Origin of the sequence: Thermoanaerobacterium aotearoense (genome assembly GCF_009905255.1) — a bacterium.
Taxonomy (GTDB): Bacteria; Bacillota; Thermoanaerobacteria; order Thermoanaerobacterales; family Thermoanaerobacteraceae; genus Thermoanaerobacterium; species Thermoanaerobacterium aotearoense.
The window spans coordinates 2,205,770-2,232,428 of the sequence record NZ_CP047602.1; the positions used below are offsets into that span (position 1 = coordinate 2,205,770).

Annotated in this window: 28 protein-coding genes and 2 tRNA genes; 3 read left to right on the forward strand and 27 right to left on the reverse strand. The window is 35.8% G+C overall.

Annotated elements, in window-relative coordinates:
* Positions 1–55: 55 nt before the first annotated feature.
* Positions 56–448, reverse strand: coding sequence for an acetate and sugar kinases/Hsc70/actin family protein (locus tag GSH73_RS10930; RefSeq protein ID WP_014757975.1), 393 nt, complete (start codon positions 446–448; stop codon positions 56–58).
* A 551-nt stretch (positions 449–999) separates the two neighbouring features.
* Between GSH73_RS10930 and GSH73_RS10935 the strand changes: the two genes are divergently transcribed.
* Both GSH73_RS10935 and GSH73_RS10940 read left to right on the forward strand, forming a co-directional pair.
* A complete protein-coding gene (locus tag GSH73_RS10935) occupies positions 1,000–1,407 on the forward strand; it encodes a four helix bundle protein (protein ID WP_014757974.1) in 408 nt (135 codons plus the stop codon).
* Positions 1,408–1,515: 108 nt separating this feature from the next.
* A complete protein-coding gene (locus GSH73_RS10940; RefSeq protein WP_014757973.1) occupies positions 1,516–2,079 on the forward strand; it encodes a Uma2 family endonuclease in 564 nt (187 codons plus the stop codon).
* A gap of 317 nt (positions 2,080–2,396) precedes the next feature.
* On the opposite strand, the gene GSH73_RS10945 is transcribed toward GSH73_RS10940, so the two are convergent.
* The 18 genes from GSH73_RS10945 to cwlD form a co-directional block, all read right to left on the reverse strand.
* Entirely contained in the window at positions 2,397–2,705 is a 309-nt protein-coding gene (locus GSH73_RS10945; protein ID WP_014757972.1) for a hypothetical protein, read from the reverse strand.
* A 110-nt stretch (positions 2,706–2,815) separates the two neighbouring features.
* A complete protein-coding gene (locus GSH73_RS10950; protein ID WP_038068908.1) occupies positions 2,816–3,673 on the reverse strand; it encodes a 4Fe-4S binding protein in 858 nt (285 codons plus the stop codon).
* A 104-nt stretch (positions 3,674–3,777) separates the two neighbouring features.
* The gene (locus GSH73_RS10955) at positions 3,778–4,623 is read right to left on the reverse strand and encodes a hypothetical protein (RefSeq protein WP_014757970.1); all 846 of its coding nucleotides are present in this window, start codon (positions 4,621–4,623) and stop codon (positions 3,778–3,780) included.
* A gap of 564 nt (positions 4,624–5,187) precedes the next feature.
* Positions 5,188–7,014 (reverse strand): glutamine--fructose-6-phosphate transaminase (isomerizing), encoded by a 1,827-nt coding sequence (gene glmS, locus GSH73_RS10960; RefSeq protein ID WP_014757969.1) that lies wholly within the window; start codon positions 7,012–7,014, stop codon positions 5,188–5,190.
* A gap of 268 nt (positions 7,015–7,282) precedes the next feature.
* Positions 7,283–8,626, reverse strand: a complete 1,344-nt coding sequence (gene glmM / locus GSH73_RS10965) for a phosphoglucosamine mutase (RefSeq protein ID WP_014757968.1) — start codon at positions 8,624–8,626, stop codon at positions 7,283–7,285.
* Positions 8,627–8,759: 133 nt separating this feature from the next.
* Positions 8,760–9,371: a lysophospholipid acyltransferase family protein gene (locus GSH73_RS10970; RefSeq protein WP_014757967.1), complete on the reverse strand. Its 612-nt coding sequence runs from the start codon at positions 9,369–9,371 to the stop codon at positions 8,760–8,762.
* 76 nt (positions 9,372–9,447) lie between these two features.
* Complete coding sequence (locus GSH73_RS10975) at positions 9,448–10,008, reverse strand: 2-oxoacid:ferredoxin oxidoreductase subunit gamma family protein (protein ID WP_014757966.1); 561 nt, start codon at positions 10,006–10,008, stop codon at positions 9,448–9,450.
* Position 10,009: 1 nt separating this feature from the next.
* Complete coding sequence (locus GSH73_RS10980; RefSeq protein ID WP_014757965.1) at positions 10,010–10,759, reverse strand: thiamine pyrophosphate-dependent enzyme; 750 nt, start codon at positions 10,757–10,759, stop codon at positions 10,010–10,012.
* Positions 10,759–11,823 (reverse strand): 3-methyl-2-oxobutanoate dehydrogenase subunit VorB, encoded by a 1,065-nt coding sequence (locus GSH73_RS10985; RefSeq protein WP_014757964.1) that lies wholly within the window; start codon positions 11,821–11,823, stop codon positions 10,759–10,761. The genes GSH73_RS10980 and GSH73_RS10985 overlap by 1 nt, the downstream gene beginning before the upstream one ends.
* A gap of 13 nt (positions 11,824–11,836) precedes the next feature.
* Positions 11,837–12,049, reverse strand: coding sequence for a 4Fe-4S binding protein (locus GSH73_RS10990; RefSeq protein WP_038070181.1), 213 nt, complete (start codon positions 12,047–12,049; stop codon positions 11,837–11,839).
* Between the two features lie 14 nt (positions 12,050–12,063).
* Complete coding sequence (locus GSH73_RS10995) at positions 12,064–12,738, reverse strand: hypothetical protein (RefSeq protein ID WP_014757962.1); 675 nt, start codon at positions 12,736–12,738, stop codon at positions 12,064–12,066.
* A 28-nt stretch (positions 12,739–12,766) separates the two neighbouring features.
* Positions 12,767–13,957 carry a CdaR family protein gene (locus tag GSH73_RS11000; RefSeq protein ID WP_014757961.1) on the reverse strand — a complete coding sequence of 397 codons (1,191 nt, stop codon included), beginning with the start codon at positions 13,955–13,957 and terminating at the stop codon, positions 12,767–12,769.
* Complete coding sequence (cdaA, locus tag GSH73_RS11005) at positions 13,947–14,780, reverse strand: diadenylate cyclase CdaA (RefSeq protein WP_014757960.1); 834 nt, start codon at positions 14,778–14,780, stop codon at positions 13,947–13,949. Before cdaA ends, GSH73_RS11000 begins: the two co-directional genes overlap by 11 nt.
* Positions 14,781–14,915: 135 nt before the next feature.
* Positions 14,916–15,329 carry a universal stress protein gene (locus GSH73_RS11010; RefSeq protein ID WP_014757959.1) on the reverse strand — a complete coding sequence of 138 codons (414 nt, stop codon included), beginning with the start codon at positions 15,327–15,329 and terminating at the stop codon, positions 14,916–14,918.
* Between the two features lie 69 nt (positions 15,330–15,398).
* Positions 15,399–17,549 (reverse strand): transglutaminase TgpA family protein, encoded by a 2,151-nt coding sequence (locus GSH73_RS11015; RefSeq protein WP_014757958.1) that lies wholly within the window; start codon positions 17,547–17,549, stop codon positions 15,399–15,401.
* The gene (locus GSH73_RS11020; RefSeq protein WP_014757957.1) at positions 17,515–18,669 is read right to left on the reverse strand and encodes a DUF58 domain-containing protein; all 1,155 of its coding nucleotides are present in this window, start codon (positions 18,667–18,669) and stop codon (positions 17,515–17,517) included. The genes GSH73_RS11015 and GSH73_RS11020 overlap by 35 nt, the downstream gene beginning before the upstream one ends.
* The gene (locus GSH73_RS11025; RefSeq protein WP_014757956.1) at positions 18,662–19,600 is read right to left on the reverse strand and encodes an AAA family ATPase; all 939 of its coding nucleotides are present in this window, start codon (positions 19,598–19,600) and stop codon (positions 18,662–18,664) included. The genes GSH73_RS11020 and GSH73_RS11025 overlap by 8 nt, the downstream gene beginning before the upstream one ends.
* A 104-nt stretch (positions 19,601–19,704) precedes the next feature.
* On the reverse strand, positions 19,705–20,385 hold the full coding sequence (gene cwlD, locus GSH73_RS11030; protein WP_102789871.1) for an N-acetylmuramoyl-L-alanine amidase CwlD: 681 nt from the start codon (positions 20,383–20,385) through the stop codon (positions 19,705–19,707).
* A 115-nt stretch (positions 20,386–20,500) separates the two neighbouring features.
* On the opposite strand from cwlD, the gene GSH73_RS11035 reads away from it, so the two are divergent.
* Positions 20,501–21,388 (forward strand): LysM peptidoglycan-binding domain-containing protein, encoded by an 888-nt coding sequence (locus GSH73_RS11035; RefSeq protein WP_014757954.1) that lies wholly within the window; start codon positions 20,501–20,503, stop codon positions 21,386–21,388.
* A gap of 31 nt (positions 21,389–21,419) precedes the next feature.
* Here the strand turns inward: GSH73_RS11035 and trxB are convergent, their stop codons facing one another.
* From trxB to GSH73_RS11075, 8 genes are all read right to left on the reverse strand, one after another.
* Positions 21,420–22,328 carry a thioredoxin-disulfide reductase gene (gene trxB / locus GSH73_RS11040; protein WP_014757953.1) on the reverse strand — a complete coding sequence of 303 codons (909 nt, stop codon included), beginning with the start codon at positions 22,326–22,328 and terminating at the stop codon, positions 21,420–21,422.
* Between the two features lie 80 nt (positions 22,329–22,408).
* Positions 22,409–22,684 carry a spore coat protein gene (locus GSH73_RS11045; protein WP_014757952.1) on the reverse strand — a complete coding sequence of 92 codons (276 nt, stop codon included), beginning with the start codon at positions 22,682–22,684 and terminating at the stop codon, positions 22,409–22,411.
* Positions 22,685–22,696: 12 nt separating this feature from the next.
* Positions 22,697–22,882, reverse strand: a complete 186-nt coding sequence (locus tag GSH73_RS11050; protein ID WP_014757951.1) for a hypothetical protein — start codon at positions 22,880–22,882, stop codon at positions 22,697–22,699.
* Positions 22,883–22,956: 74 nt separating this feature from the next.
* The gene (locus GSH73_RS11055) at positions 22,957–23,271 is read right to left on the reverse strand and encodes a MazG-like family protein (RefSeq protein ID WP_013787183.1); all 315 of its coding nucleotides are present in this window, start codon (positions 23,269–23,271) and stop codon (positions 22,957–22,959) included.
* Between the two features lie 9 nt (positions 23,272–23,280).
* Positions 23,281–24,798 carry an FAD-dependent thymidylate synthase gene (locus GSH73_RS11060; protein ID WP_014757950.1) on the reverse strand — a complete coding sequence of 506 codons (1,518 nt, stop codon included), beginning with the start codon at positions 24,796–24,798 and terminating at the stop codon, positions 23,281–23,283.
* A 124-nt stretch (positions 24,799–24,922) separates the two neighbouring features.
* Positions 24,923–24,998, reverse strand: a tRNA-Lys gene (locus GSH73_RS11065).
* 7 nt (positions 24,999–25,005) lie between these two features.
* Positions 25,006–25,087 (reverse strand) — tRNA-Tyr (locus GSH73_RS11070).
* Positions 25,088–25,221: 134 nt separating this feature from the next.
* Complete coding sequence (locus GSH73_RS11075; RefSeq protein WP_014757949.1) at positions 25,222–26,403, reverse strand: iron-containing alcohol dehydrogenase; 1,182 nt, start codon at positions 26,401–26,403, stop codon at positions 25,222–25,224.
* Positions 26,404–26,659 lie beyond the last annotated feature (256 nt).

A 26,659-nucleotide genomic window follows, 5' to 3' on the forward strand; every position in this document is an offset into this window, starting at 1 on the left:
GCTCCCTCATGATCTTATTTCATGAGAGAAATTTTATCTTAAAGTGGGGGATTTTTCAACTGAAATACTGGGGTACTTTTAGTGTAACATAAACAGTAAAATGAATATTATCTCTTTTAAAATAGTTTATGAACTTTTGTTTTAATTGAAAGTGGGATAATGGTACTCCAACTCCTAAAATCACGTCTGCACTTGTTATTCCCTCTTTGCTTAGCCTCATAGCCAATGCTGGAAGTGTGAGGATAAAGAAAGTTTCATCTATTGTTTTATCGTAGTGATATTTAACCCTTTTTCCTCCGATTGAGTAATATTTTCCGTTATAGTACAGTAAATTTTCTGTAATAACTGGAGCAGTTGAACTTTCAACATATCCTGATGAATAAATACCTTCTGAAGATTTTATAAATCTGTTACCGTGGTCAACTCCAATAATTATTTTGTTATCCATATGCAGCACTCCTTTTCTAATTTTGTTTCTAAAAGGCCCTTATTAAAGTGCAAGGTTCCTTTATGTTCTTTAGCATCCTAACGAAACATTTTTTATAATTTCAAGTTTTTTCTCAAAAAAATGCTTACCTATCAAATTAGGTAAGCAAACAAATTTATTGTAACGGAGGTATTTGATTCTGATTTAGTAAAATACCTTTTTATTAATGGGCGATTATTTTATATAAAATTACTAAATACATTTTCAAGTGTTTTTATCATCTTTTCCCTAAATCCTTTTCCTTCTCCTCTTTACCCTTCCATATATAATTATGTATTTAGTAAATTCCCAAAAGTCCTTGATATTACAATACTTAAATAGATTTTTAAGCGACAAAAACTAGTTTAGGTATTAGGCAAAAGGTACATGGGCTAAGGATTAATAATGTATTATATAGCCCCTTAACCCTTTTACCCTTCAATAATTACTTTACAAAAATTCTAGCATTAAAATTTGACTTACATCCAACAATCCGTATAATGTGGAAAACCAAATTTGAAAGGATGAACTTTATGAGTGAAAGTTTAGTAATAAAGGATTTTAGGACGCTTAAGGTTTGGCAGAAAGCAAATAGTCTTGAGCAGGAGATAGGGGAATTGGTTAAAGGGTTTCCAGGATATGAGCAATATAGACTTACAGACCAATTAATTAGAGCCAGCCGCAGTATTGGAGCAAATATTGCCGAAGGAAATACCCAATTATTCATAAAAAGGGAACTCTTCCATGCCAACAGCGCACTTGGCAGTGCAGGAGAATGTAGAAATCATCTTCTTACTGCCTATCAAAATGATTATATCAATAGGGAACAATACGATGCTTTAGATAAAATGTTGATTGAAATTATCAAAATGTTATTTGGTTACATAAAAGGACTAAAATCTAACTCAGATAATGAATCTGATGCTGCTACTAATTGGTAGAATTAAAATGTCCTTACTTATTCTTAATCCATTTAACCTTTAATCCTTTAACCCCTTGTATCATCTCTATAGAATATCGTAAAATATCTTTGGAAAGGAAGTGAAAATATGACTCTTGAAAAGAAAATTCTAAGCCTTGAAGAGTTTTTGCAGATGGATAAAGAGAACGAACATAGATTAGAATATTTTGATGGTGAAGTAGTTTACCTCGAATCTCCGTCAGTAGAACACCAGCGGGTTTTATTAAACATCGCAGCAGAATTCCGAAACTATTTCAGAGGCAAATCTTGTGAGGTATTTATCTCCCCACTGGATGTCTGGTTAACAAATAAAGAAAAAACTACCAAAGTAAAAGTTCAGCCTGATTTAATAGTTATTTGTGATAAAACTGGATTAATGGAAAACGCATATGAGGGTGTACCAGCCCTAGTTATTGAAATAATTTCCACTTCTAATCAAGCCCATGACAGAATAAGAAAATACAGTACTTATATGGAATTTGGTATAAATGAATATTGGATGGTAAATCCAGAACTTAAAACAGTTGAGGTATATGTATTAGAAGAAGATGAGTACAAACAGGCTGCTATTTACAAAGGTAGTGATTGTGCTGCATCTCAAATTTTTGATGGGCTTAATATTCACTTAAAAGAAGTTTTTTCAAAAAACTAACTTATACAGACTATTAAGACAAAATGCCTTGGAAAGACCGCTAAATCTCCAAAGCACTCAAAAAATCCTAATAGCCCTATTTATTAAAAGGTTCTAGGGTCAAGGTATTTGTACATCTTGGCTTTCAAATAACTATATATACCACATTTTTCTCTTAATTTTCATATCTGTTTATAAATTCCCATAACATACTTTAATCCCGTAATGTACCTTAAATGCCCTCAAATAGAGGTAAGTTCTGAGGATTCATGGTTTTAGAGAGCAATGTTGTTATATCCCATAGTGAATTAAATACTTGTTTCCTGTTATAGCCTCAGTTATTTTTTCAGTGAGAAGTTGAAGTTCTTTTGCCTTGAAGTGATTATTTGCTTTATAATAATATCCCTGAATTGTTTGAGGGATTCTGGAGGGATAAGCGTTACACCGCAATAATCTAATCCCTTTCCTACCTGGGTTGAAACTATAAAATATGTTTTTATTACCATTAATTCTTCATCATATCTTATAGTTAATTCTCCTATTAAATCATCATCAACTGAAATACAATTGTATTTTTCAGGTTCATAATCACTATACCACTTGTTTTCTTCAAAGGAATCTATTATTCCAAACTCATGTTTTGCCACGGTATCACCTCTACTTAAATTCATTTTTATACAATATTATTTTAAATGCTATCCTGCTCCCTAACTCTATTAACTGCCCAGACATTTCCACTCCTGCTTATTTTACCTGTTTAAAAATAAACAGCACCTTTAGGACAACTTTTCACACATTCCATGCATAAAATGCACTCTGTTCCATTTTCCCTGCCTCTTTTGTTGTCTAAAATATCTACATTCATGGGACATACTCTTTTGCATTTCCCGCAAGAAATACACTTTTTGCTGTCTGTTTTTACCCTAAGCAGCGAAAAATAACTTGCCGGTTTTAAAAATACTGTTATAGGGCATATGTATTTACAAAACGCCCTGTTGTCTTTCAGTATGAAAGCCATTATTATTCCAACTGCATAGTATATGATATTCCCCGCAATAAAACTCCAAAACATCACAACTTCAATGTCAGGATTATTTAATAGAAACAAAACGCCTACAAATAGTATAGAACCTGAAAACATGATATACCGTATAAAGGAAAGTTTTTTTATGCGTGGATTTTGAGGAATCTTATAAGGCAGTAAATCTAAAACCGCAGCAGTCCAGCAGGCATATCCGCACCATCCTCTTCCAAATAACAGCGGGCCAATAATTTTGGCTACAGCATAATGTATTACTGCTGCTTGAAATACCCCCATGAACAAGTAGTACCAGAAACCTTCAATCTGCATATTCTCACGGCATATAAGCCCAAGATAGACAAGCATATATAATCCCACGCCAAATTGCACAACCTGTCTTGAATATTTGTATTTTTTTATCAGCAAAAAGATGCCGAAAGACACAAGAAAGCCTATATACATGAAATTGAAAAAATAGAACACATTATCAAACCAAATCCACAAGCCAATTGATATGCTAATAAATATCACAAGCATGTATATCGGTATTTTAAATTTTCCCAACCTGTCCACCTCACGATACATCTTTTTCATTTCCCCTGTTAACCTGTTCACCGCTAAAATGTACAATAAAGTATAGCCAATGAAATCCTTCTATTTTACATTGATGTTAACTATTTACATTTTCTGAATACCTGCTATTTACTATGAGCCGAAATCATGAGGAAATGAACTTTCTCATAAATATAGACTCCTATCGTTACAGATATGATGTCTGCCATAGTTCTTATGATTATATCAGCAATATCTGATTCAAACACCAAAGTAATGAAAAAATTGAAAAGAAAAAGGTTAATTCCGAATACTATAATGCCAAAAAATAGTGATTTCACTATGGGAGATTCTATCTTAATGCCTTGTCCGAGAAATAAATACAAAACCCCTATCCAGATACCTGATGCAACTGCCCATATCATTGTTCCTAACGGATTGGTAGTAAAAGAGGAATAAATATGAACTATACTATAAAAAAATACTCTTAGTGCCAGGAAGCATACAGGTATTGCTATTAACGGTACAATGTTAAAATTAATGTATACTTTCCCTACCAATCGGGAATCTATGGCAACAAATTTTCCTAACAGCAATCCTAAAAATACAAGTGATATTCCATCCACTATTGGATAAGCAAAAAGTTCAGTCAGTGATGTGCTTGAAACATGAGGTAAAGGCTCAAATAAGTATATTCCCCACATCATGCAGAATAAGAAACCGAACATTAAACCTTTTTTAATCTTTGTTCCTGGTAGATGCCCCTGTATTATGACAAATACTACCGCTAATAAAAAATAGGTTATTAATGCATAAATCGTAAACGAGGGGATTAATAATCCTGCTTTGACTATTACACTCGGAGGAAAAGGATTATTGCCGCTTGAAGGGATAAAAGCCTGCAGTATCAATCTAAATATTGTTGCTGATAATGCTACTAAAAATAGCGTCAACCATCTTTTCTTGTTAATTTCAAAAAGCATTGATTTCATAAAGTTTGACCTCCAGTTTAAATTTTAATTCTATAACGAGGTAATATCATCTTTTTCATCAGGTCCATATTAAAATTATATCATAAAGTTTGAAGCATCTTCCATGCGTATACACATAAAAAACTCATGTCAAACCCCCACCCCCCTCAAACCCTTGTCCCATCTAACCTTAACCTTATTTCTCTATTTTCTTCCAGATAAAAAGTCATGTCAAAAATCACCCATTTTCCTTACACCTATCTCCTATTTTCTTCCTGTTTTTAGCCTCATTTTAGATAAAAAAGTCGTGTCATAAATAGGGAAAAGTTAAAAGGAAAAAGTGGAAAGTTTTAATCAATATCTTTTATCAATACTCTATTCAAATCCAATAAAATCAATACTTTCAGCCTTATCCCTTACCCCTAAACTCTAAACTCAATAAAAAGTAAATCCCGCAGCCGTTCAGGATTTTTCCTGCTTCGACTACGGGATTTTGGAACGAACTTTATTTTTATAGAGTCAACTTTATTATCATGGAGTGGACTTTATTTGAATTATACATTTTTTACAACTTATCTGCTATTTTTATTCAACCGTCACGCTCTTTGCGAGATTCCTTGGTTTGTCGACGTCGCAGCCTTTTTCTACTGCCATGTAGTACGCTAAAAGCTGTAGCGGTATTACTGTTATTATTGGTGCGACTTCTTCCATAGTCTTTGGTATATAAAGGACTTTTTCGACTATACCTTCTAATTGGTTGTTACCTTTCATTGCAAAAGCAAGCACGTATCCACCTCTCGTTGTAACTTCTCTTATATTGCTTAGCATCTTTTCAAAAAGGTGTTCTTGAGTTGCTAATGCTATGACTAACGTGCCATCCTCAATAAGGGCCAATGTGCCATGCTTCAACTCACCTGCCGCATAAGCTTCTGAGTGTATATAGGATATTTCCTTTAACTTTAGTGAGCCTTCCATAGCGACAGCATAATCAAGACCTCTTCCTAAGTAGAACACATCTTTTGAATTAAAATGGTTTGCCGCAAATTCTTGAAGCTCATCTTTATAATCAAGTATGTGCTTTGCTTTATCTGGAAGCTGCTTTAATTCATCGCAGATGGCTTTAGCATATTCTTTATCTATTGTTCCTTTTTTAAGCGCTAAATCCAAAGCAATTAGGTATAGCGCCACAAGCTGTGTAGTATAAGCTTTTGTAGATGCAACGGCAATTTCAGGTCCTGCCCAAGTGTATATGACATCATCGGCTTCTCTTGATATAGAGCTACCCACCACATTTGTAATTGCTATAACTTTTGAGCCATTTCTTTTTGCTTCCTTTAAAGCTGCAATCGTATCAGCAGTTTCACCTGATTGGCTGACTACTATCGTCAATGTATTTTTATTTATAATAGGTTCTCTATACCTGAATTCTGATGCTATATCGACTTCTACTGGTATTCTGGCAAACTTTTCAATCACATATTTGCCAACCACACCAGCGTGATATGCCGTTCCACAAGCGACTATGAATATCTTATCAATCTTGTCAATTTCATCTTTTGTTATATTTACTTTATCCAAAACTATTTCGTTGTCATTAACTATGCGTCCTCTTAATGTATCTTTTATAGCGTTTGGCTGTTCATGGATTTCTTTCAACATGAAATGCTCATAGCCGCCTTTTTCTGCCGACTCAACGTCCCATTTTACCTCAAATACAGATTTCTGCACATCTTTGCCAAATGCATCTATTATCTTGACACTGTCTTTCTTAATTATCGCAATTTCTTTATCATCAAGGAAGTACACTTTTCTCGTGTGTCTCAATATGGCTGGCACGTCTGATGCAATATAGTTTTCACCATCTCCAAGGCCAACTATAAGTGGAGCATCTTTTCTTGCAGCAACTATCATATCTGGATGGTCTTTTGAAAGTACACCAAGCGCATAAGATCCCTCTATTCTATCGAGGACTTTCATAACGGCCTCTACTATATCTCCCTTGTAATAGTACTCAAGAAGATTTGCCACCACTTCTGTATCCGTTTCTGACTTAAATGTGTAACCTTCCTCTATCAGCCTTTTCTTTAATGGCAGATAATTTTCTATTATACCGTTATGAACAACGGCAATTATCCCGGACTGTGACAAATGTGGATGTGAATTTATATCAGATGGTTCGCCATGTGTTGCCCATCTGGTATGGCCAATTCCAACGGAACCAAAAAGATTCTCCTTTTTCAATGATTCTTCAAGCTGGCTTATTCTGCCTTTTGCCTTTTTTATATTTATGTTGCCATCATTTATTACAGCTATTCCTGCTGAGTCATATCCTCTGTACTCCAGCTTTTTAAGTCCCTCTACTAATATTGGTGTCGCCTGTTCATCACCAATATATCCAACAATTCCACACATAGTAAATGTCTCCTCTCAGTATTTTTATTAAGTTATCCCTGCTCAAACCGCTCTATGCCAATGGTCACCCATGGTTTTCCCGGTTCTCTATCGGCCGCAGGAAGCCGCAGGGCATCCGCCGATAACTCGATTAACCCTGTCCTCGTCAACTTAGAGTTTCCCCTAAGCCCAGGCGCTTTTATTCAGTTGTGTGTTTCATAGGCATTCCCCCTTTCAAAGTATTTAATATATCAATAAGGAAGTAATAATACCTCCTTTATTGACATAGTTATCCTAACTTCTTTTCAATCAAATTTGCCAATTCTCTGGCCATTGATTCTATCTTTTCTTGATCTTTACCTTCTACCATCACTCTCACTAATGGCTCTGTTCCTGAAGGTCTTATAAGGACTCGACCTTCTCCTTTCATCTCTTCCTCGAGTTTTTCTATCTCTCTAGCTATATCTTCATCGTCCATGTATTTATATTTCAGCTCATTTTTAACTTTTGCATTTATCAAAACTTGCGGATATGATACCATGACATTGGCCAATTGTGACATCTTTTCACCACTTTTAACGAGCAATTCTGCTACTTTTAAAGCAGTTATCTCGCCATCGCCTGTTGTGTTGTGATCGAGGAAAATTATGTGTCCTGATTGTTCACCGCCTATTGAATAACCATTTTTCACCATTTCCTCTAAGACATATCTATCTCCAACTTTTGTCTTTACTACATCTATTCCATTTTGCTTTAATGCTATGTCTAATCCTATATTGCTCATAACCGTAACGACAACTGTATTTTTATTTAGTTTTCCTGTATTTTTAAGATGTATACCACACATAGCCATTATGTGGTCTCCGTCCACAACATCGCCATTTTCATCAACAGCAATAAGCCTGTCTGCATCACCATCAAAAGCAAATCCTACATCAGCACCTGTTCCAGCCACGATCTCTTGAAGCACTTTTGGATTTGTAGATCCACATTTGACATTTATTTTTTCTCCATTTGGATGTGAACCGTATAATATCACGTCTGCGCCTAATTCGTGAAAAAGTATCGGTGCAACTGTGCTGCTTGCGCCGTATGCACAATCTAAAACTACTCTAAGTCCTTTTAAATCACAGTCTATAGTAGATTTCAAAAATTCGATGTAATCCCTCTGTGCACTCTTACTTTCTACTGCATTTCCAACATCCAAGCCTGTAGGTGTTGGCAACTGGCTTTTTTCATTTATTATCTTCTCTATTTTGTCTTCTACTTCATCAGGAAGCTTATATCCATCTTTATTAAAAAATTTGATGCCATTGTACTCCACAGGATTATGTGACGCTGAAATGACAACACCAGCATCTAATTTATAATGTCTTGTTAAATATGCAACAGCAGGCGTAGGTATAATACCAGCATCTATGACCTCTGCTCCAACAGACGTAAGTCCCGCTGTCAATGCACTCTGAAGCATATCTCCAGACACTCTGCTGTCTCGTCCTATTAAAATTTTTGGCCTTCTTGAACATTCCGTTAGGACGTATGCGCCAGCTCTTCCAAGCTCAAATGCAAGTTGTGGCGTAAGATCTTTGTTGGCAATCCCTCTTACACCATCTGTGCCAAATAATCTAGCCATATAATCCATTCCTTTCAGTATCAAAAAATCATACGATAATATTTTATCACACTAATAAGCCCATTGCAATTTAACGCAAGTATGCTTAATATATGAGCAAATCCTATGAATAATTTACCTCAATCCATCACAGCTATTTTAAATCATGATTATTTATAAGGCTATTTAATGAATTTAACACTTCATAAGCCATCTTATCCAAGCAATCATTTTTATTTATCGACATATCTGGGTATATGCTTCTACCTATCGTTACAGAAATCTTTCCTGCATGTGGAAAGTACTCTCCCATAGGCAATACGCCATCAGTTCCTCTTATGCCTACAGGTACAATTGGACATCCTGTTTTGCATGAGATATACATGGCACCTTTGTAAATTTTTATTACACTTTTGTCAAGTGATATTCCTCCCTCTGGAAACAAAGCAATAGATCGTCCATCATCAAGCATTTTGATGGCTTTCTTTAACGCGTTTACATCTGCAGAATTTTTTTTGATAGGTATTGTTTCTAAAGCGCTTAAAATAAAATTTAAAATAGGTATCTTATACAAATCTTTACTGGCTATGAAAAAAACTCTTCTATCGATGGAATCCATAAGGACTACAGGGTCTAATATGCTTTTGTGATTAGCCACAAATATACATGGTCCATCCGGCAAATCATCTAATAAATCTACGTTGAGTCCAAAAAATAGGGATATAATCGCTAAAGTAATAACCTTAATAAAATAGTACAAAATCATTCATATCACCTATAACTATAATAGATAAAACAGCAAAAAAAGTTCTTTAAAAATGAAACCTCCACAATGGGAGGTTTTATCTTGCCACAAGTTGAGAAGATATAGAAGATATAAATTCTTTGCCTCTTTCGTATGCTTTTATATTTAAAGGTATGAGATTTTCTTTGCCTTCAAAAACCTTGCCAAACGAAATTTTAATAGCAGCCTCGCTGATCATGTTTTTTAAACCCATCAAAACCCCAATCATGATTGAATTAGCCACTTTGAGATTTCCCAGTTGATTTGCAATATCATTTGTAGGGATTCTGTATACTTCAATATCCCTTCTTTTGTGTTCTATAGTAATCAACGAGCTATTTATAAGCAGCAATCCACCTTTTACAATATCTTGTTCATACTTTTCTAAAGAAGGCCTATTCATCGCCACAACTACAGTTGCCTCATTTATTATGGGCGAACCTACTGGTTCGTCAGATATGGTAACATGGCAGTTGGCTGTGCCTCCTCTCATCTCTGGTCCATACGACGGAAGCCATGATACGTTTTTCCCATCCATCATTCCTGCGTATGACATTATAAGCCCCATCGACATGATGCCCTGTCCACCAAATCCTGCAAATATGATCCTCTCTTCCATGTTATTTTTCCTCCTCTAAGGTGTTTTTGTATACACCTAATGGATAGTATTGCTCCATCTTGTCTTTTATCCATTTTAGTGCTTCATTTGGTGACATGCCCCAGTTTGTTGGACAGCTTGACAGGACTTCTATCATTGAAAAGCCTTTTTTGTTTATTTGGGCTTTGAATGCATTTTTGATCGCTTTTTTGGCGTTTAATACGTGTTTTACGTCGTACACTGATACTCTTTCGATGTACGCTGCTCCTTCTAATGTTGACAGCATTTCACACATTTTTATTGGGTATCCGTTTGTTTCTGGTTTTCTTCCGTACGGGGTTGTGAGGGTTTCTTGCCCTATCAGTGATGTTGGTGCCATTTGGCCTCCTGTCATGCCGTATATGGCGTTGTTTATGAATATTACTGTTATGTTTTCTCCTCTTGCTGCTGCGTGTACTGTTTCTGCTGTTCCTATTGCTGCTAAGTCTCCATCTCCTTGGTATGTGAATACTATTTTGTCAGGGTGTACTCTTTTTATGCCTGTGGCTACTGCTGGTGCTCTTCCATGGGCTGCTTCTTGCATGTCACAGTTGAAGTATTCGTAGGCGAATACTGCGCATCCTACTGGTGCAACGCCTATTGCTTTGTCTAATACTCCTAATTCTTCCATTGTTTCTGCTACAAGTCTATGGACTATGCCATGCGTGCAGCCTGGACAGTAGTGAAATGGTGTGTCTGTTAGTCCTTTTGTTTTTTGAAATACTACTGTCATCATTTTTTCCCCCTTATTTTCTTGATTTCTTCTAATATCGCCATGGGTTCTGGTACCATTCCTCCTACTCTTCCGTAAAAGTAGACTTCTTTTTGTCCGTTGACTGCTATTTTTACGTCTTCTATCATCTGTCCCATGCTCATTTCTATGGTTAGGTAGGCTTTTACGTGGTCTTTTGTTTTTTTGAATGGTTCTTCTGGAAATGGCCATAGTGATATGGGCCTTATTAAGCCTACTTTGATGTTTTCTCTTTTTGCTATTTCGATTGCGTTTTTGGCGACTCTTGCTATTGTGCCGTATGCTACAAGTATTATTTCTGCTTCTTCGCAGTTTGTCATTTCATATCGTACTTCTTCTTTTGCTGCTTTTTGGTATTTTTTGAATATTTCTATGTTGTGTTTTTCTAATATTTGTGGGTCTAATTCTAATGAGTTTATGATGTTTCTTTTGTTTCTTGTTCCCTTGCCTGTTGTGGCCCATGGTTTTTCTTCTATTTTGTTTTCTTCTTTTTTTAGGATGTCAAAGTCTACTGGTTCCATCATTTGGCCTAGCATTCCGTCTCCTAATATCATTACAGGGTTTCTGTATTTGTCAGCTATGTGGAATGCTTGTTGTACTAATTCTGCCATTTCTTGTATTGTTGATGGGGCCAAGACTATGAGCTTGTAGTCTCCATGTCCTCCGCCTTTTGTGGCTTGAAAGTAGTCTGATTGGGATGGCTGTATTCCTCCTAAGCCTGGTCCGCCTCTCATTATGTTGGCTATTACGCATGGTACTTCTGCTCCTGCTATATATGATATTCCTTCTTGCATCAGGCTTATCCCTGGGCTTGAGGATGTTATGAGGACTCTCGCTCCTGCTCCTCCTGCTCCGTATACCATGTTTATTGCTGATACTTCGCTTTCTGCCTGTAAGAATACTCCTCCTACTTCTGGCATTCTTTTTGCCATGTACGCTGTTACTTCGTTTTGTGGTGTTATTGGATATCCGAAATAATGCCTGCAACCGGCTTGTATTGCAGCTTCAGCCAACGCTTCATTTCCTTTCATGAGTACTTTTGCCATCTATATCCCCCTCTTATTTTATAACTGTTATGACTGTGTCTGGGCACATTATTGCGCAGAATCCGCAGCTTATGCATTTTTCCATATTTTCTTCTTTTATCATGGCTGGATGGTATCCTTTTACGTTTAGTTTGTCTTTGTCCATTTCTATTATGTGTTTTGGACATGCTTCAACACATAGTTCACAGCTTTTGCACAAGTTTTCGTTAAATATGACTTGCTTCAATTTCATCATCTCCATCATATTTTATTCCAAGGTGTTTTCATGTAAAGATCTATAGGGAAAACGTCATATCCCATATTTTTAAGCTTTTCAGCCACATCTCTTTTAGCGGCTGTCATCTTAATGGGTATTCCTGTTTTCCTTGATACATCTTCAGTCACTTCAAGCCCTTTTATTACATCGTCTGCCATCGTCTCGTACGACAGATGTGTGTTATTTACAAGATGTGTCACTTTAATTCTTGCCGCATTTTCTACAAGAGTCATGTACTTTATTGCAGATTCTGCATCTTTTGTAAACGGCCTGTTCACATTTATTACAAAAAACACATCTACATCTTTATCAGCTAATATATTGTGATATTGCCCAAATGCGATTGCTCCTGCATCATCGCCTCCTACATCAAATACAGCATACTTTTCACCATCCTGTATGACGCTGTATATATCTCTTGATAATGCCGGCATGTCAGCATTCATGTACTTTTCATCCACACCAATTACTTTTATGCCCCATCCATCTAAAAGCTCTTTTCTAACTTCTCTTGGGCGAAAATATGGATTTACTATATCAAGATCTACTATGTCTACATCATATCCACATGTCTTTATATACCTTGCGTAATTTATAGTTATTTCTGTTTTTCCTGTGCCATAATGCCCAAGAACTACGGTAAGTCGTTTAAAATCCATTTTAATCATCCTCTTTATAAAATGAAGATCATTGAATATTGACGTCCACAGATTGTGGATTTACCTTGACTATCTTTAGATTCAAATTCGTCGTCACATTTACTGGCAATGTCTGTGTGCCTGTAGTTGCATTTGTAGCATCTACATAAGCGCTAAAATCATTGGAAGTAGCCGAATCTACTACATTTTCTGGGCCAGTGACAGTTACTACGATATTTGGATTTAAAATAGTGACATTTTTGTTGTCGCCACCTTTAACGTCTATACTGCTTATAGTGATATTATTTGTAACTACCTTTTCAATATCTATAAAAACTTTTGCGGTGCCATCGCTTTTCACAAGGCTAACGCCATTTGGAAGGTCAAAAGGCACGTTTTCAGTGACAGAGGCATTTTTGCCAGATATGTCTATCTGCTTAGTGTCAACGCTTTTGATGTTGTTTAATATAGAATCATCTCCTGTCACATAAACGTACTCAGGCAAGACACTTACTTGTGCAACATCATATCCATCCATAGGTTTGCCAAATATTTTTGCATTTACAGGTACTCTTATGGCTTTGTTCACATCTATATCCACTTTAATATATCCGGGATTCACATCTACACCCTTGACTTCATTGCCATTTCTGTCTACCGGTTCAACAGGGACAGAAATGCTTACATCCTTTGATTTATTTGCCATATCAACTTGTGCTACTACATCCTTTATCAAATTCACTTTGCTTTCAGGACCAGTAATCACTACTTCACCAGGAGTCGCCACAGCAGGCTTCATAGCAAAACCATCCATTACGGCCCCATTGACCTTTACGTGCACCGGCATTTGTACTCGTGAGACTTTGTCTACATCAAGCTTTATCTCCGAAGGATTCGCAGAGACAAATGTCACATTTTTAGGAAGTGAACTTACTTCAACAGGCACAACATTTATTCCCTTTGTTATTATCCTGCTGACGTCTGCTTCAACCTGTATGTCTGAAGGTCTTACATTCATCACGTCACTTCTTCGTCCTTTAATCTTGACTGTCACCGAGAAATTTTTATCTCCTATAAGAGTCAATCCCTTCTTGTCAAGCGTATTGACATTCACTATATTTACAGGAATATTGCTTACATCATAAGATATCTCCGGGTTCTTCTCACCCATCACATAAAGCCATAATATAAATGCTATTACAACCGAAAGTATCTTTATAGGTAGATTTTTACTCAGCATGCTTATTCCCCCATTTAAACCAGTTAGAGCCTTTGCTGTCTTTTACTTTAAACATACTCAAAAGAACTTCTTTTAAAGTCTTTATATCCAAATGCCTTGATATCCTTCCGTTTTGAGCAAGTGATATAGTGCCGGTTTCTTCTGAAACTATGATTGATACGGCATCTGATACTTCTGTTACACCTATGGCAGCTCTGTGCCTTGTGCCAAGCTCAGTGCTTAAATTCTGGTTGTCAGTAAGTGGCAAAAAGCACCCAGCAGCCATTATCCTATCGCCTCTTATTATAACCGCTCCGTCATGAAGGGGAGTATTTGGTATAAAGGTATTTATGAGAAGCTCACTGGATATTTTGGAGTCTAAAGATATGCCAGTTTCTATGAGTTCATTTAAACCAGTATTTCTTTCCAAAACAATTAAAGCACCTATTTTAGATCTGGATAAAAATTGAACAGCATCACATATCTCGCTTATGACATCGGCTATATCCTGGACTTCATCGTTTATTATAAAAAAGTTTCTCTTAATAAACTCGCTTCTACCGAGGGATTCTAATGCTCTCCTCAGTTCCGGCTGAAATACTATTAAAAGTGCTATAACGCCAACAGTCATTGCATTGCTTAATATATAATTGACTGTTCTAAGCTGCAGCCACTCGCTTAATTTTGTAAGTATTAAAAGAATTATGATTCCCTTAAATAGTTGCTCGGCTCTGGTTTTTCGTATGACTAATATAAGGCGGTACGTTACATAAGCTATTATCGCTATATCTACGATGTCATTTATTTTCATCGTCTTTATTATTTCTATAAGGCCATTGAACAAAAAGCTCACCTCTTGAGGCAAAATTGTAAACTAATATAATTTTAGTACTTGCTCATAATAATTATACACTAATAATTCGGAAAATCCTATAAACTTAGTAGATTAAATTAAAGAAAAAAAGTCATAGAATGACTGTCATTCTATGACTTCAACAATTATATTTTTCTCCTCAACCCGTTTTATAAGAGGATTTATCACGTCTCCGTGAATCAATACGTCAAAGGCAGATCTCAATGATTTGCCTACTATTATCTCTGTAATATCGTTTTCAGCAGCAAATTCAGCCAAAGCATCTGAAATCTTTTTGCCAACCAATATGGATACTCTACCACCTAATTTCTGAGTCATCTCAAAGAGCTCGATTAAGATCTTGTGTTCTTTCAAATCTTTATATATATCATTGTTTTTATTCACATACACAACGCAAAATTCCCCATTTGTCTCTTTCGCCCTCTCTGCTCCTCTTTCAACAAGCCTTTGGCAGCTCTTTTGCGGAGTAACGCAAACCATAATTCTGCTTTTTACTCCGGGCTCGTAACTTAAAACCATCAGCAAGCCTCCTATCAGGAGAAATAATAACAACTCCACATATATTATATATTCGATAACATATTAATGTCAATTAAACAAATCACCCGGTTTATTCCCACTAAACTTTTTATGACCCATATTTCTCTTAAGATACTCCTTTATATATATGATATCTTCTTCTGACGGTTCCATATTGCCGTACGCCAAATCATTATAAATTTTTGTAATCTTGTCGAAGTCAGAAAAACCAATATCCAATATTCTCTCTTGAAACTCTACAGTAGTTTCATTGTCAAATCTTTTAAGCCCTCTCCTTTCAAGTCTCTTTAAAATTTTGTTGTAATAGTGCAAAAAGGCACTTCTTCTTGAAGTAAGACGTCTTTTTAACAAAATATATTTGATAGCTGTAAACATAGCTAACAAAAGAAACAAGGCAACAAATAGTACCATTCTATGCGTGTTTTTGTTGGAAGTGCTATTTTGGGACGAACTCCCTAAAGACTTATTCTGAGCCACATTTTGGTTGGTATTTGACTTAGTAAGAGGAACAGTGCTGCTATCATTATTTTTCTGTACTGTTGACACATCGCTATTATTGACTGAAGATGCACCTGCGTAAGTCTCTTGATAAATTGCCGTCGGCTCAAATGTCACCCAACCACTGTTTTGAAAAGGCACCTCAACCCATGCATGTGCATAAGACTCTTTAATGTCGTATTCACTACCTGATACAGGTTGTGAAGGCATCTTAAATCCTACAACATATCTGGCAGGTATCCCTATGGTCCTAAGCATTATAACCATTGACGTTGCAAAGTATGTGCAATACCCCTGTTTTAAGTCAAAAAGGAAGTAATCAACAAAATCTCTCCCCACTGGCGTATCAGGTACATCCAGGTTGTATTTATAAGTATTTCTCAAGTACTGCTCAATGGCTTTTACTTTGTCATAATCAGTTTTCTTATCCTTTGTGATGTTTAACGCAAGTTCTTTCACCCTCTCTGGAAGACTGGAAGGATACTGTAGGTACATGCTCATGTCACTGCCAGTTAATACCTTGTCCTTTTCCAGAGAACTTGCACTTATTTCCGTCTTGTAATACTGTACTCTATACCAACTTTTTACATGTCTGCCTGCTGTCGTCATGGTTAATGTACTTCTATCGTATATATTGCTGATATTTACATGGTAAGGCTGCCAAGGCGAAAAAATAATATTTGTATTCATTGCAACAGGATAAATCTCAACATTTTTGATCGTGTATTTAATGTTCTTATCAAATTCCGGTTGAAAGTAATTATCACGTCCAAAACTGTGCTGAACAACTGAATTAGTCCATTTATTGTTTTCATACGTGTCAAACACTTCTCCTCTTAAATACAGACTTTCATCAGCTTTTACCCTCATCACCACCTGATCACTTACAGTTTCTGGCCCACCTAAATCTTGAGAAAATGAACTGAAATCTGTTGTAAAGTTGTTTACATCACTTGTACTCCCTATGCCATTTCTCCATGTCTTTGTAAATGGAAATGCAGCGTAAAATTTATCATTTAGTGTCTGCCACACAACAGGATGAAAATTTTTCGGCATTGTGTATGCGATAGCTGTGCTTATAGATGAAAACAAAATTACGATAATCAGAAGACTTGCGATGGAAGCTTTTCCATTTCCCGCTTTTTGATAGTTGACTACTGACATATTTATAAAACTTGCTGCTACATAAAATACTAAATAAACGTATGCTTTGTCTACGTAATTGTACCACTGAAAAACTAATACAAGTATGCCAAATAACATGGTCAAAAAATAACTCTTTAAAATCCTGTTTAAAAAAGTAATAATAAGCGAAATTAAAAAAACACCCAACAGGACTGTAGTAAAAAAGTACTTGTTTGTCAACTGACTAAATCCTTCAGGCCAGCTTGACTCACCCATGTATATATATAACCAATTAACGTATTTATCAATTTCTAATACGACTTTAGTAAGCACATCTTTTCTCATGTAAAAATAATACAAATCAACTAATATGAAAATAGACAAAGAAGCGACTACAAGCTGCGGTCTTCTTAAGAAAATAGTCAAAAACGCCACAAACGCCAAAATCAAAGAAACTACTTCTACTATGTCTACTTTAAAATTCAATCCAACAAATACTGAAAGCGAAAGAATTAGCGTCAATAATGACGTCATAATATACTCAATTATATTGAACTTCCATGTGTACACCCTCATACATATCTCTCCAAGATATAAGTTTTATCCCCAAATTTTCCAGTCCATTTTCCGTTTTTTCATCCAATTTATCTTTGTTGGTATAAAATACTACGATGTTTTGATTAATATTGATTTGAGACAAAACTGCCAATAATGTTTCATCAATGGAAGGAGTAATAATAGCTATGGTGGAATCTTTTGGAACGCAGCTTACGTACTCAAACAATTTTCTGCCAAAATCCATTTCATAAATAGGAAACAATTTTAAAGTCCAAAATTTAATTATACTAAAATCATTTACTCTGCTGCACTGAGCTAATGGTCTATTTGTTTCATAATCAACAAGCCTTACAGGAAGCCCGTTTGTAAGACAATATTTTACCAGTGAAAGCACACACTCGGCAGTCATCTCATCTATAGTTCCGTCATCTGCTTTATAATGATTCTTGCACAAATCCCACAACACAACAATTTCACTTAAAGCTGTATGTTGGTACTCTTTTACATATAATCTTTGCAACTTTGCTGATATTCGCCAATGAACCTTTTTGAGGCTGTCTCCGTCCACATATTCTCTTAAATTTGCCAAATTTGTATAATCCTCAAACTGCTTAGCATGGCTTGCAAATCCACCTACTTCTGAAGCTAAAGGCAAATCAAAGGCAACATCGTATGCCTTAGGATACACCACTATATTATATTTCCTATTAACTGTCATCTTTATCTGAAATATGCTGAAAGGATCCTTTATCTTTACCACAATCGGGCCAACAGTATATATCCCTCTTTTTTTAAACAAAACATTTCTTTTAATAACTTTTTTCTGAAATGGATTCAAATTTGTAGTGATAGGGAAAAAGTTTTTATTATTTTCATCAATTGACACAAACGCCAGTGGCAAAAACAATTTATTTTTAACCTTTATACTGTACTTGATCTTATCGTCAACATGGATTTCGGTACTTTCAGTATCGATTTCTATTGATAAAGATAAAATGCCTATTGCTGCATATAAAAAGTTCAGCAACAATAAAACTACATCTGCAAAAAAAATATAATACAGTATTTCACCGCCAGTAAAGACTGCAAATAGAAAAGAAACAATTGTAAATGACAATAATAAAATGAAGTTACGCATACTTTCTTACCACCGGAACTTTTGTCGTATTCAGAATATCTTTTATGACGCTTTTCTCATCTACGCTATTAAATCTTAGCTCATTTTTTAATATTATCCTGTGAGACAAAACTGGCACGCATAGATATTTTACATCATCCGGCAATACGTAATTGCGCCCTTCTATAAACGCCTTCGCTTGGGCTGCTTTCATCAAATTTAAAGATGCTCTTGGACTTGCACCTAAAAGCACCATATCTGAATTTCTCGTCTTGTTCACTATGTCTATAATGTAAGCCAATATGCTATCATCAATATACACAGATTTTGCTTCATCTTGCATCTTTAAAATCTCTCTAATTGATACTACTGGTTTCAAATCTTCCAATGGATCTAAAGCTTCAAACATTTTAAGCATGTTTACTTCATGTTTCACATCTGGATACCCTAAGCTTATCCTAATCATAAATCTGTCTAACTGTGCTTCGGGTAATCTGTATGTTCCATCGTATTCAATCGGATTTTGCGTGGCGATTACCATGAATGGTCGAGGCAAATGGTAAGTACTTCCATCAACTGTAATCTGCCTTTCTTCCATAGCTTCTAAAAGACTTGATTGTGTCTTGGGAGACGTTCTATTTATTTCGTCTGCCAAAAGAATTTGGCTCATTATAGGTCCTTGTTTAAATTCAAAGATGCCTTTTTCAGGATTGTATATGGAAACTCCAATGACATCTGACGGCAATAAATCTGGCGTAAACTGAATCCTCTTAAAATCTGCACTTATGGATTTAGCCAATGCCTTTACTAACGATGTCTTTCCAACTCCAGGAACATCCTCTATAAGGACATGTCCACCAGATAAAAGCGCTATAAGGACAAGCTTTACTTCTTCACTTTTGCCTACTATAACCTTGTTTACATTATCAATAATTTTATTTACAATCTCCATAATTCCTCCATCGTTCCAAATAAATGTAATATACAAATATTTTACCCAATTTGTATGTGTTCTTTACTTTAAGTATACAAAAAAAAGATCCTTTAAACAAGGACTCAAGATTTTTCTTTAAAATACCTATTTACGCCTTTGTATATAGCCCATGCAATCTTATACTGATAGTTTTCATCATTTAAAAGTCTTTCTTCCTCAGGATTGGACATGAAGCCGCACTCTATTATCACAGCAGGCATTTTCGCGTGTCTTAAAATATAAAATGTACTTGTTTCTTTAGCCATTCGGTCATTATTGGGATCTAACGTCTTTCTAAGTTCATCTTGTATCAATTCTGCCAAAAGTTTGCCTTCCTTTGAATTCTTTTGATAAAATACCTGTGCCCCTTTATACCTTGGATCAGGAAAACTATTTAAGTGAATGCTTAACAGAATATCGCCTTTTACATCATTGCCAGCATGTACTCTATTTTTCAAATCCTTCATTATGTCTTTATCTGACAATGTATCATCTTCTCTCGTCATAAGCGTTATCCCACCGCTTTCCTCTATTAGGTCTTTAAGCTTTAACGCTATTTTAAGGTTTAATTTATCTTCATCTTCACCATATTTTCCAGGCTTGCCCGGATCACTGCCACCATGGCCAGCATCGATTATGACGATCCTATTCATCAAAGGAATTTGATTCACTGTCTCTACAGTTTTGCCTAAAAAGGTCAATAGAGCAATAAACATTAAAACTATGGTTGCAAGCAAAAAACCTCTATACCGCTTCATCTGAATTTCTCCTCCACTTTTATTAAAAAAACCACAATATAAAATATTCAAATATGTGTGCAACTATGTCACCATAAAATTCAAAATACATATTATGAATAGGGAAAGGAGGAGTATAAATATGGTTACATTGGAATTTACGTATGTCGTAAAGTCCGGAGATACTTTATTCTCAATTGCAAAAAAATTCAATACTTCTGTAGAAGCCATTATTTCGAGAAACAACATCGTCAATCCATCGCTTATATATCCTGGCCAAACATTGATAATACCAGTTACTGGAGTCTATTACACAGTCATGCCTGGCGATACAATTTACCTAATAGGCCAAAAATTCGGCGTCCCTTATGAATCGATTATTTACGTAAATAACATACTTTACCCATACACAATTTATCCAGGACAAATGCTTTTTATACCAGGCGGAAATATTCCTATGCAGTCCGTGTCTGAAACGTCTTATGCTTATAACACTTATACAGGATCATTCGGTGAAATGCACAATATACCCGCAGCGCCAATGTACAACATGCCATGCCCAACAAATTATATCGTTCAACCTGGCGACACATTGTGGAGCATAGCAAACAAATTTGGCGTTCCTCTTGATGAACTATTAAGAGCTAACTATTTTATGGATCCCAATATGATTTATCCAGGTCAGACTGTCGTCATACCATGCCCACCAAAAACAGCACCCAATATGCCATATAATCCACCATTTGAACATCATAAAGAAGGCAAAATGGTGTACGTGGTAAAGCCTGGCGACACTCTTTACAGTATTGCCGCAAGATTCAATACTACAGTCGATGCAATATTAAGGGCAAATCCTGACATTCAAAACCCTTCCCTCATATACCCTGGACAGAGAATAATAATACCTTCCCTGAAAGAGTCTGAAATCAGCAACGACACTAAAGCGCAAAGCGATGATGCTGAAAACAAAGAAAGTGAAAATAAAGACGATAAAAAAGAAGATAAAAAAGAAGATGACAGTCAAGAATAGATAAAGCCATCCATTAATGGATGGCTTTATTTTAAAGGCTATCTATATACTTTTCAGCTACGTACGCAGCAATGGCACCATCTGCTGTTGCTGTCACTACCTGCCTTAATGTCTTTTTCCTGACATCTCCTGCAGCAAAAACGCCCTGAATATTTGTCTTCATGTCTTCATCAGTTATTATGTAACCATACTCATCTGTATCAACTATACCTTTTACTAATTCTGAATTTGGGCTTAATCCTATAGCTATAAATACACCATCAACTTTTAATGATGTCTCCTCATTAGTCTTCACATTTTTTAAGACTAATCCTTCAACACCGTATTCTCCTTGTATATCTTTTACAACAGTGTCCCAGATAAACTCTATTTTAGGATTTGCAAAAGCTCTATCTTGAAGGGTCTTAGAAGCCCTTAATTTATCTCTCCTATGAATCACGTAAACTTTCTTGGCAAACTTTGTAAGGTAGTTTGAGTCTTCCATTGCAGTATCACCACCACCTACAACAGCAACTACTTGATCCTTATAAAATGCCCCATCACACGTAGCACAATATGAAACACCTGAGCCTCTGAATTTTCTCTCTTTATCAAACCCTAACTCTTTAGGTGTAGCACCTGTAGCTATTATTATCGCTTTTGCCTCATAAGTCTTCTTGTTGGTGGTGACTTTTTTTACGCTGCCTGTGATGTCTAATCCGACGACTTCTTCATTGTAAATCTGCAGTCCATACCTTTTTGCTTGTGACTCCATTTTGTTTATAAGATCAGGACCGCTAATACCGTCAAAGCCAGGATAATTCTCTATTTCGTATGTAGTCACTATCTGTCCTCCTACATACATTTGCTCTATCATCACAGTATCTAATTTTGATCTGCAAGCATAGAGACCTGCTGCAAGTCCTGCTGGGCCGCCACCCAGTATAATGAGATCGTACATACAATAATCACTCCTTTAAACAATACAATAATGGAAGTAGTATCTTACTACTTCCATTATTGTACCACATTTTTTTCTTTTTACATAACACTTGCTGGTTGTCTAAATTTGTTTTTTGCTTCTTGTATATCTTGCATCTGCGCTGGTTTTACTGAATACCAGCCTCTCTGGTTTATAGCATTCCAAACTTGCTTTTGTTCTTCAAAGGTAGAATTCAAAGCGTTGATAAAATCCCTTTTGAGGTTTTCATTAGCTGCTTCTGTTGCAGCATGTGAAAGCACCTCTATGGCAAGCTTGTAATCTCCTAAGACGCCCATCATTATATCTTTATCTGTCATGCCTGTGCTACCTATCATATGTATCCCTCCTTATCCTAAATTTTTCGCTATAGAATTAAAACTATTTTGGCACCTGTCGGCCAAATTTTGACACAGAGCTTTTAGCTGTTGATCCTTAAGCCTTGAAGCACTGTCATTTAAACATTTAACCATGTGTTCTTGAAGTGAAAGCACATCATCAATGTACATCAATTCTTTGCTGGAAATTTGTTGCAATTTAATTCCTCCTTTCATGATGGTTTAAATTTAATATGTGCACATGAAAAAAAAATATACGGCATTACCGTATATTACTTTATATATCCTTTTTTCTTCAATTTTTCAATGTGCTCTTTAAGCTTTTCATCTATGCTTATGTTGTACTGGTCTTCTAAGACAAACATCATCGATACAGCTACCTGTGCCACATCCAAAAGCTCTTCAGATATTTTCTCAGCCACATCCTTATTTGACATTTTTACGCTTTCACCATTAAGACCCCTGAATTTGCCTATAGCTTGTGCCAGCTCTCCTGCTTCCTCCATAAGCTTAAGAGCCGTCGACTCCAAAGAAGGTTTTAGATTATTCAACTTAGGCAAACTAATTGCTTTGTACTCAGTCTCCATTTAATCACCTCACGACTGTTTTCTTCGCGCCAGAAATTCTACCACTTCCGGTGTCGCTTCTTTTATCAAATCAAGCATCTTAAAAGAAATGTTCCTTATATCCCATTGAGCCTCTGGTGTACATCTTAAATTGGCATAGTGATCAAAAGCCCACAAATCAGTATCCATCAGAACAATTCGCCTATGAGCATTTGTAACTACATACGAGCTTGTCTCTGGCAATTTTTCATGTAACTCCACATATAGTTTTTCAGCTTCATCAATGGCCTTCTTTAATACATCTATACACCCAGCTTTTTCAATATTTGGAGGTACTGTATACCCATTCTCTATAGTCGGTCTATGAGCATTAAAATTAATCATTCTATGCCTTAATAGTTGATGCCATGCAGCTTCACTTAATCTCACCTGAAATTTGTACCTTACAGACCTAAAAGGCTCTATAAGATGATCAAACTGATCCATCTTAGAAGAAGCTGATTTAACAATGTTCGCTTTTTCTTCCCTTCCTAACTTCATAACCAATTTTTTAATGCTTTCAACTGATTTCCCTGTGTAAGAAAAAATGATATGCATAGTCAATATATCGAGGAAAGTCATATCACCACTTTTACCTGTGTAATCAAGCAAAGTAACATCCGAATCCGTAAATACATCTTCTAACTCATATTTTTTAACTAAATCTTCCATCTCTTTATTTACAGTCAATTGATATTTGGACGGAGTCAAATGCCTCATCAAACTTGGTGCAATTTTTTCTGCCTCGTCAATTATATTTCTCGCCAATATTTCTGCTTCTTTTGTGCCATGGGACTGCAATTTTCTGACTATATCTTGCAAATCAAGGGCATTTAACGCAACAGCAAAGCTGGTCTTTGCAGATAGCAGCAAAGCATATCTTGCATCCTCAAAAGCTATCTTACTTATCCTTCCGATATACGCTTTATCACTTTCATGTTTATTCTTTTCAATAGTTGACTTCAAATAATCAGTAAGTTTGCTTACAAGCGTCTCATAAGCATCAAAAGATACATTCCACACTTTTATAAACTTATCTTTTAACTCTGGATAGTTTTCAAGCTCCGGAGGCATTACAAATCTGTCCCTATTTGGTCTTTGATATCTTTGGCTCCACTCTATGTAAGACGGTCTTTTATTCATCAATTCTATATCGCCAGATAAAAATCTGGAGGTATCCTCTATGCACAAGTGCATCAAATTCTGCTCTGCTATAGACGAATGTCCAAACCTTTCTACCCATTTTTCATGAAAAGCTTTTGCCTTTTGCATTGCCTCATCAAGTGGAATATCTGATGTCGTTAAAAAATCACTTATATCAAGATCTCCTGATGTCAACGATTCTAATATGTTTAACCTCCAACTGGTGTCTTTTCTGCTTACTTTTGAATTAATAGGAGGTATTATAAATTCTGGAAGTGAATGTATAAAATAAACAGGTCCGTATAAATTCGTTACAAATTTCTTTAATAAGTTTTCTTCAGCCTCAGTCAACTTTCTCATTAACATTTTAAAACTCCTCTCGAACTTAATCATATATAAATTATATCGTAAAATAGTGAAATTTGTAACACTAAAAATAAAATAAAGGAGCCTCAAAGCTCCTCGCATCTCATATCTTCACAAAATAAAATGGTGACCCATCCGCGATTCGAACGCGGGACACCCTGCTTAAAAGGCAGGTGCTCTGCCGACTGAGCTAATGGGTCACAATAGTGGAGGGAGATGGATTCGAACCATCGAAGGCAATGCCAACAGATTTACAGTCTGCCCCCTTTAGCCACTTGGGTATCCCTCCAAAATTATCTGCTAATTTCAGCAGCGACTTTTTTATTTTATAATAAATATAATATATTGTCAAGTATAGATAAGAAATTATCTCTTTTTTAATAGCAAAAAGCCGCCTTTATTCTTAAGCGGCTTTCAAACCAGTTAGAAACAATTTTTGTATATGGATACTACCTCATCTAATGATAGCTTGTATGGATCGACATTAAACAATCCACCCATTGTATCCATAGCATTCTTCGCTAACTTTGTCGCTTCATCTTCAGTTACTCCAAAGCTTGACAAGCTTAGATCTTCCATTCCTATATTTCTAATCAATTTTTTAAGCCCATTTATAAAGCACATGGCTTGTTCTTCTACAGTATTCCCAACTATCTCCTCACCCATTGCTTTTGCTATATCTACAAATCTTTCAGGAGCCTTTGAAGCCATGAAGCTAAAATAAGACACCGAAAGCATTATAAGTCCAGCACCATGCGGTATCTCTGGATGGTATGCACTTAAAGCGTGTTCTAACGAATGGTGAGAAATGCACGATGACAATGATTCTACTATGCCTGCAGCAGTACTTGCCCACGCCAACGCAGTACGAGCTTCCATATTATTGCCATCTGCCACAGCTTTTGGAAGGTTCTCTGTAATAAGGCTTATGGATTGAAGCGCTAAGACATCACTTCCTGGCTGATTTACAGTCGCCAAATATCCTTCCACTGAGTGGAAAAATGCATCCATACCTTGATAAGCAGTAAATTTCGGTGGAATTGACACCATCAATTCAGGATCAACGATTGAAAGTGTAGGATATGTATACTTACATCCAAACCCAATCTTCTCATTTGTCTCTGTCTTTGTCACAACAGCCCACGGATCAGACTCTGTGCCAGTACCTGCCGTCGTAGGGATAGCAACGATAGGCAATGCACCATTTTTAACTTCCATGCCTTTTCCGCTGCCGCCAGAAACATAATCCCAATAATCACCTGGATTTTTAGCCATAACAGCTATTGCTTTTGATGAATCTATCGTACTACCGCCTCCTAATCCTATGACAAAATCACATCCATTGTCCTTTGCCACTTTTGCTCCTTCCGCAACATGCTCTGCAATTGGATTAGGTAATATCTTATCATAGACGACGTAATCAACCCCATTTTGTTTTAAGTAATTAACAACTCTATCCAAATAACCATGCCTTCTCATAGAATTGCCGCTGCCTATAACCAGCAAAGCTTTCTTACCTGGCAATTTGACAGTAGCCAGCTTTCCAAGTGTACCCGGTCCAAAAATAATTTCTGTCGGCATAAAATAAGTAAAATTAGTTTTCATATACATAGACCCCCTACTTTTAATTCATTTATAATTATCCCAACTTCTATTATGATACTCTAAATTTTAAAAGTCAAGAAATTAGACATTTTTTATTATACAATAATAATTATTCATTTTATATAAATATCCATTCATTAGACTTTAATATCATCAATTACCAAATCTATATTTCCATTTATCAAAAAAACTTAGTGTATAATTTTAGTAGGCAGTAAAAAATAGAAAAAGGAAGGTATCCAAAAAATACCTTCCT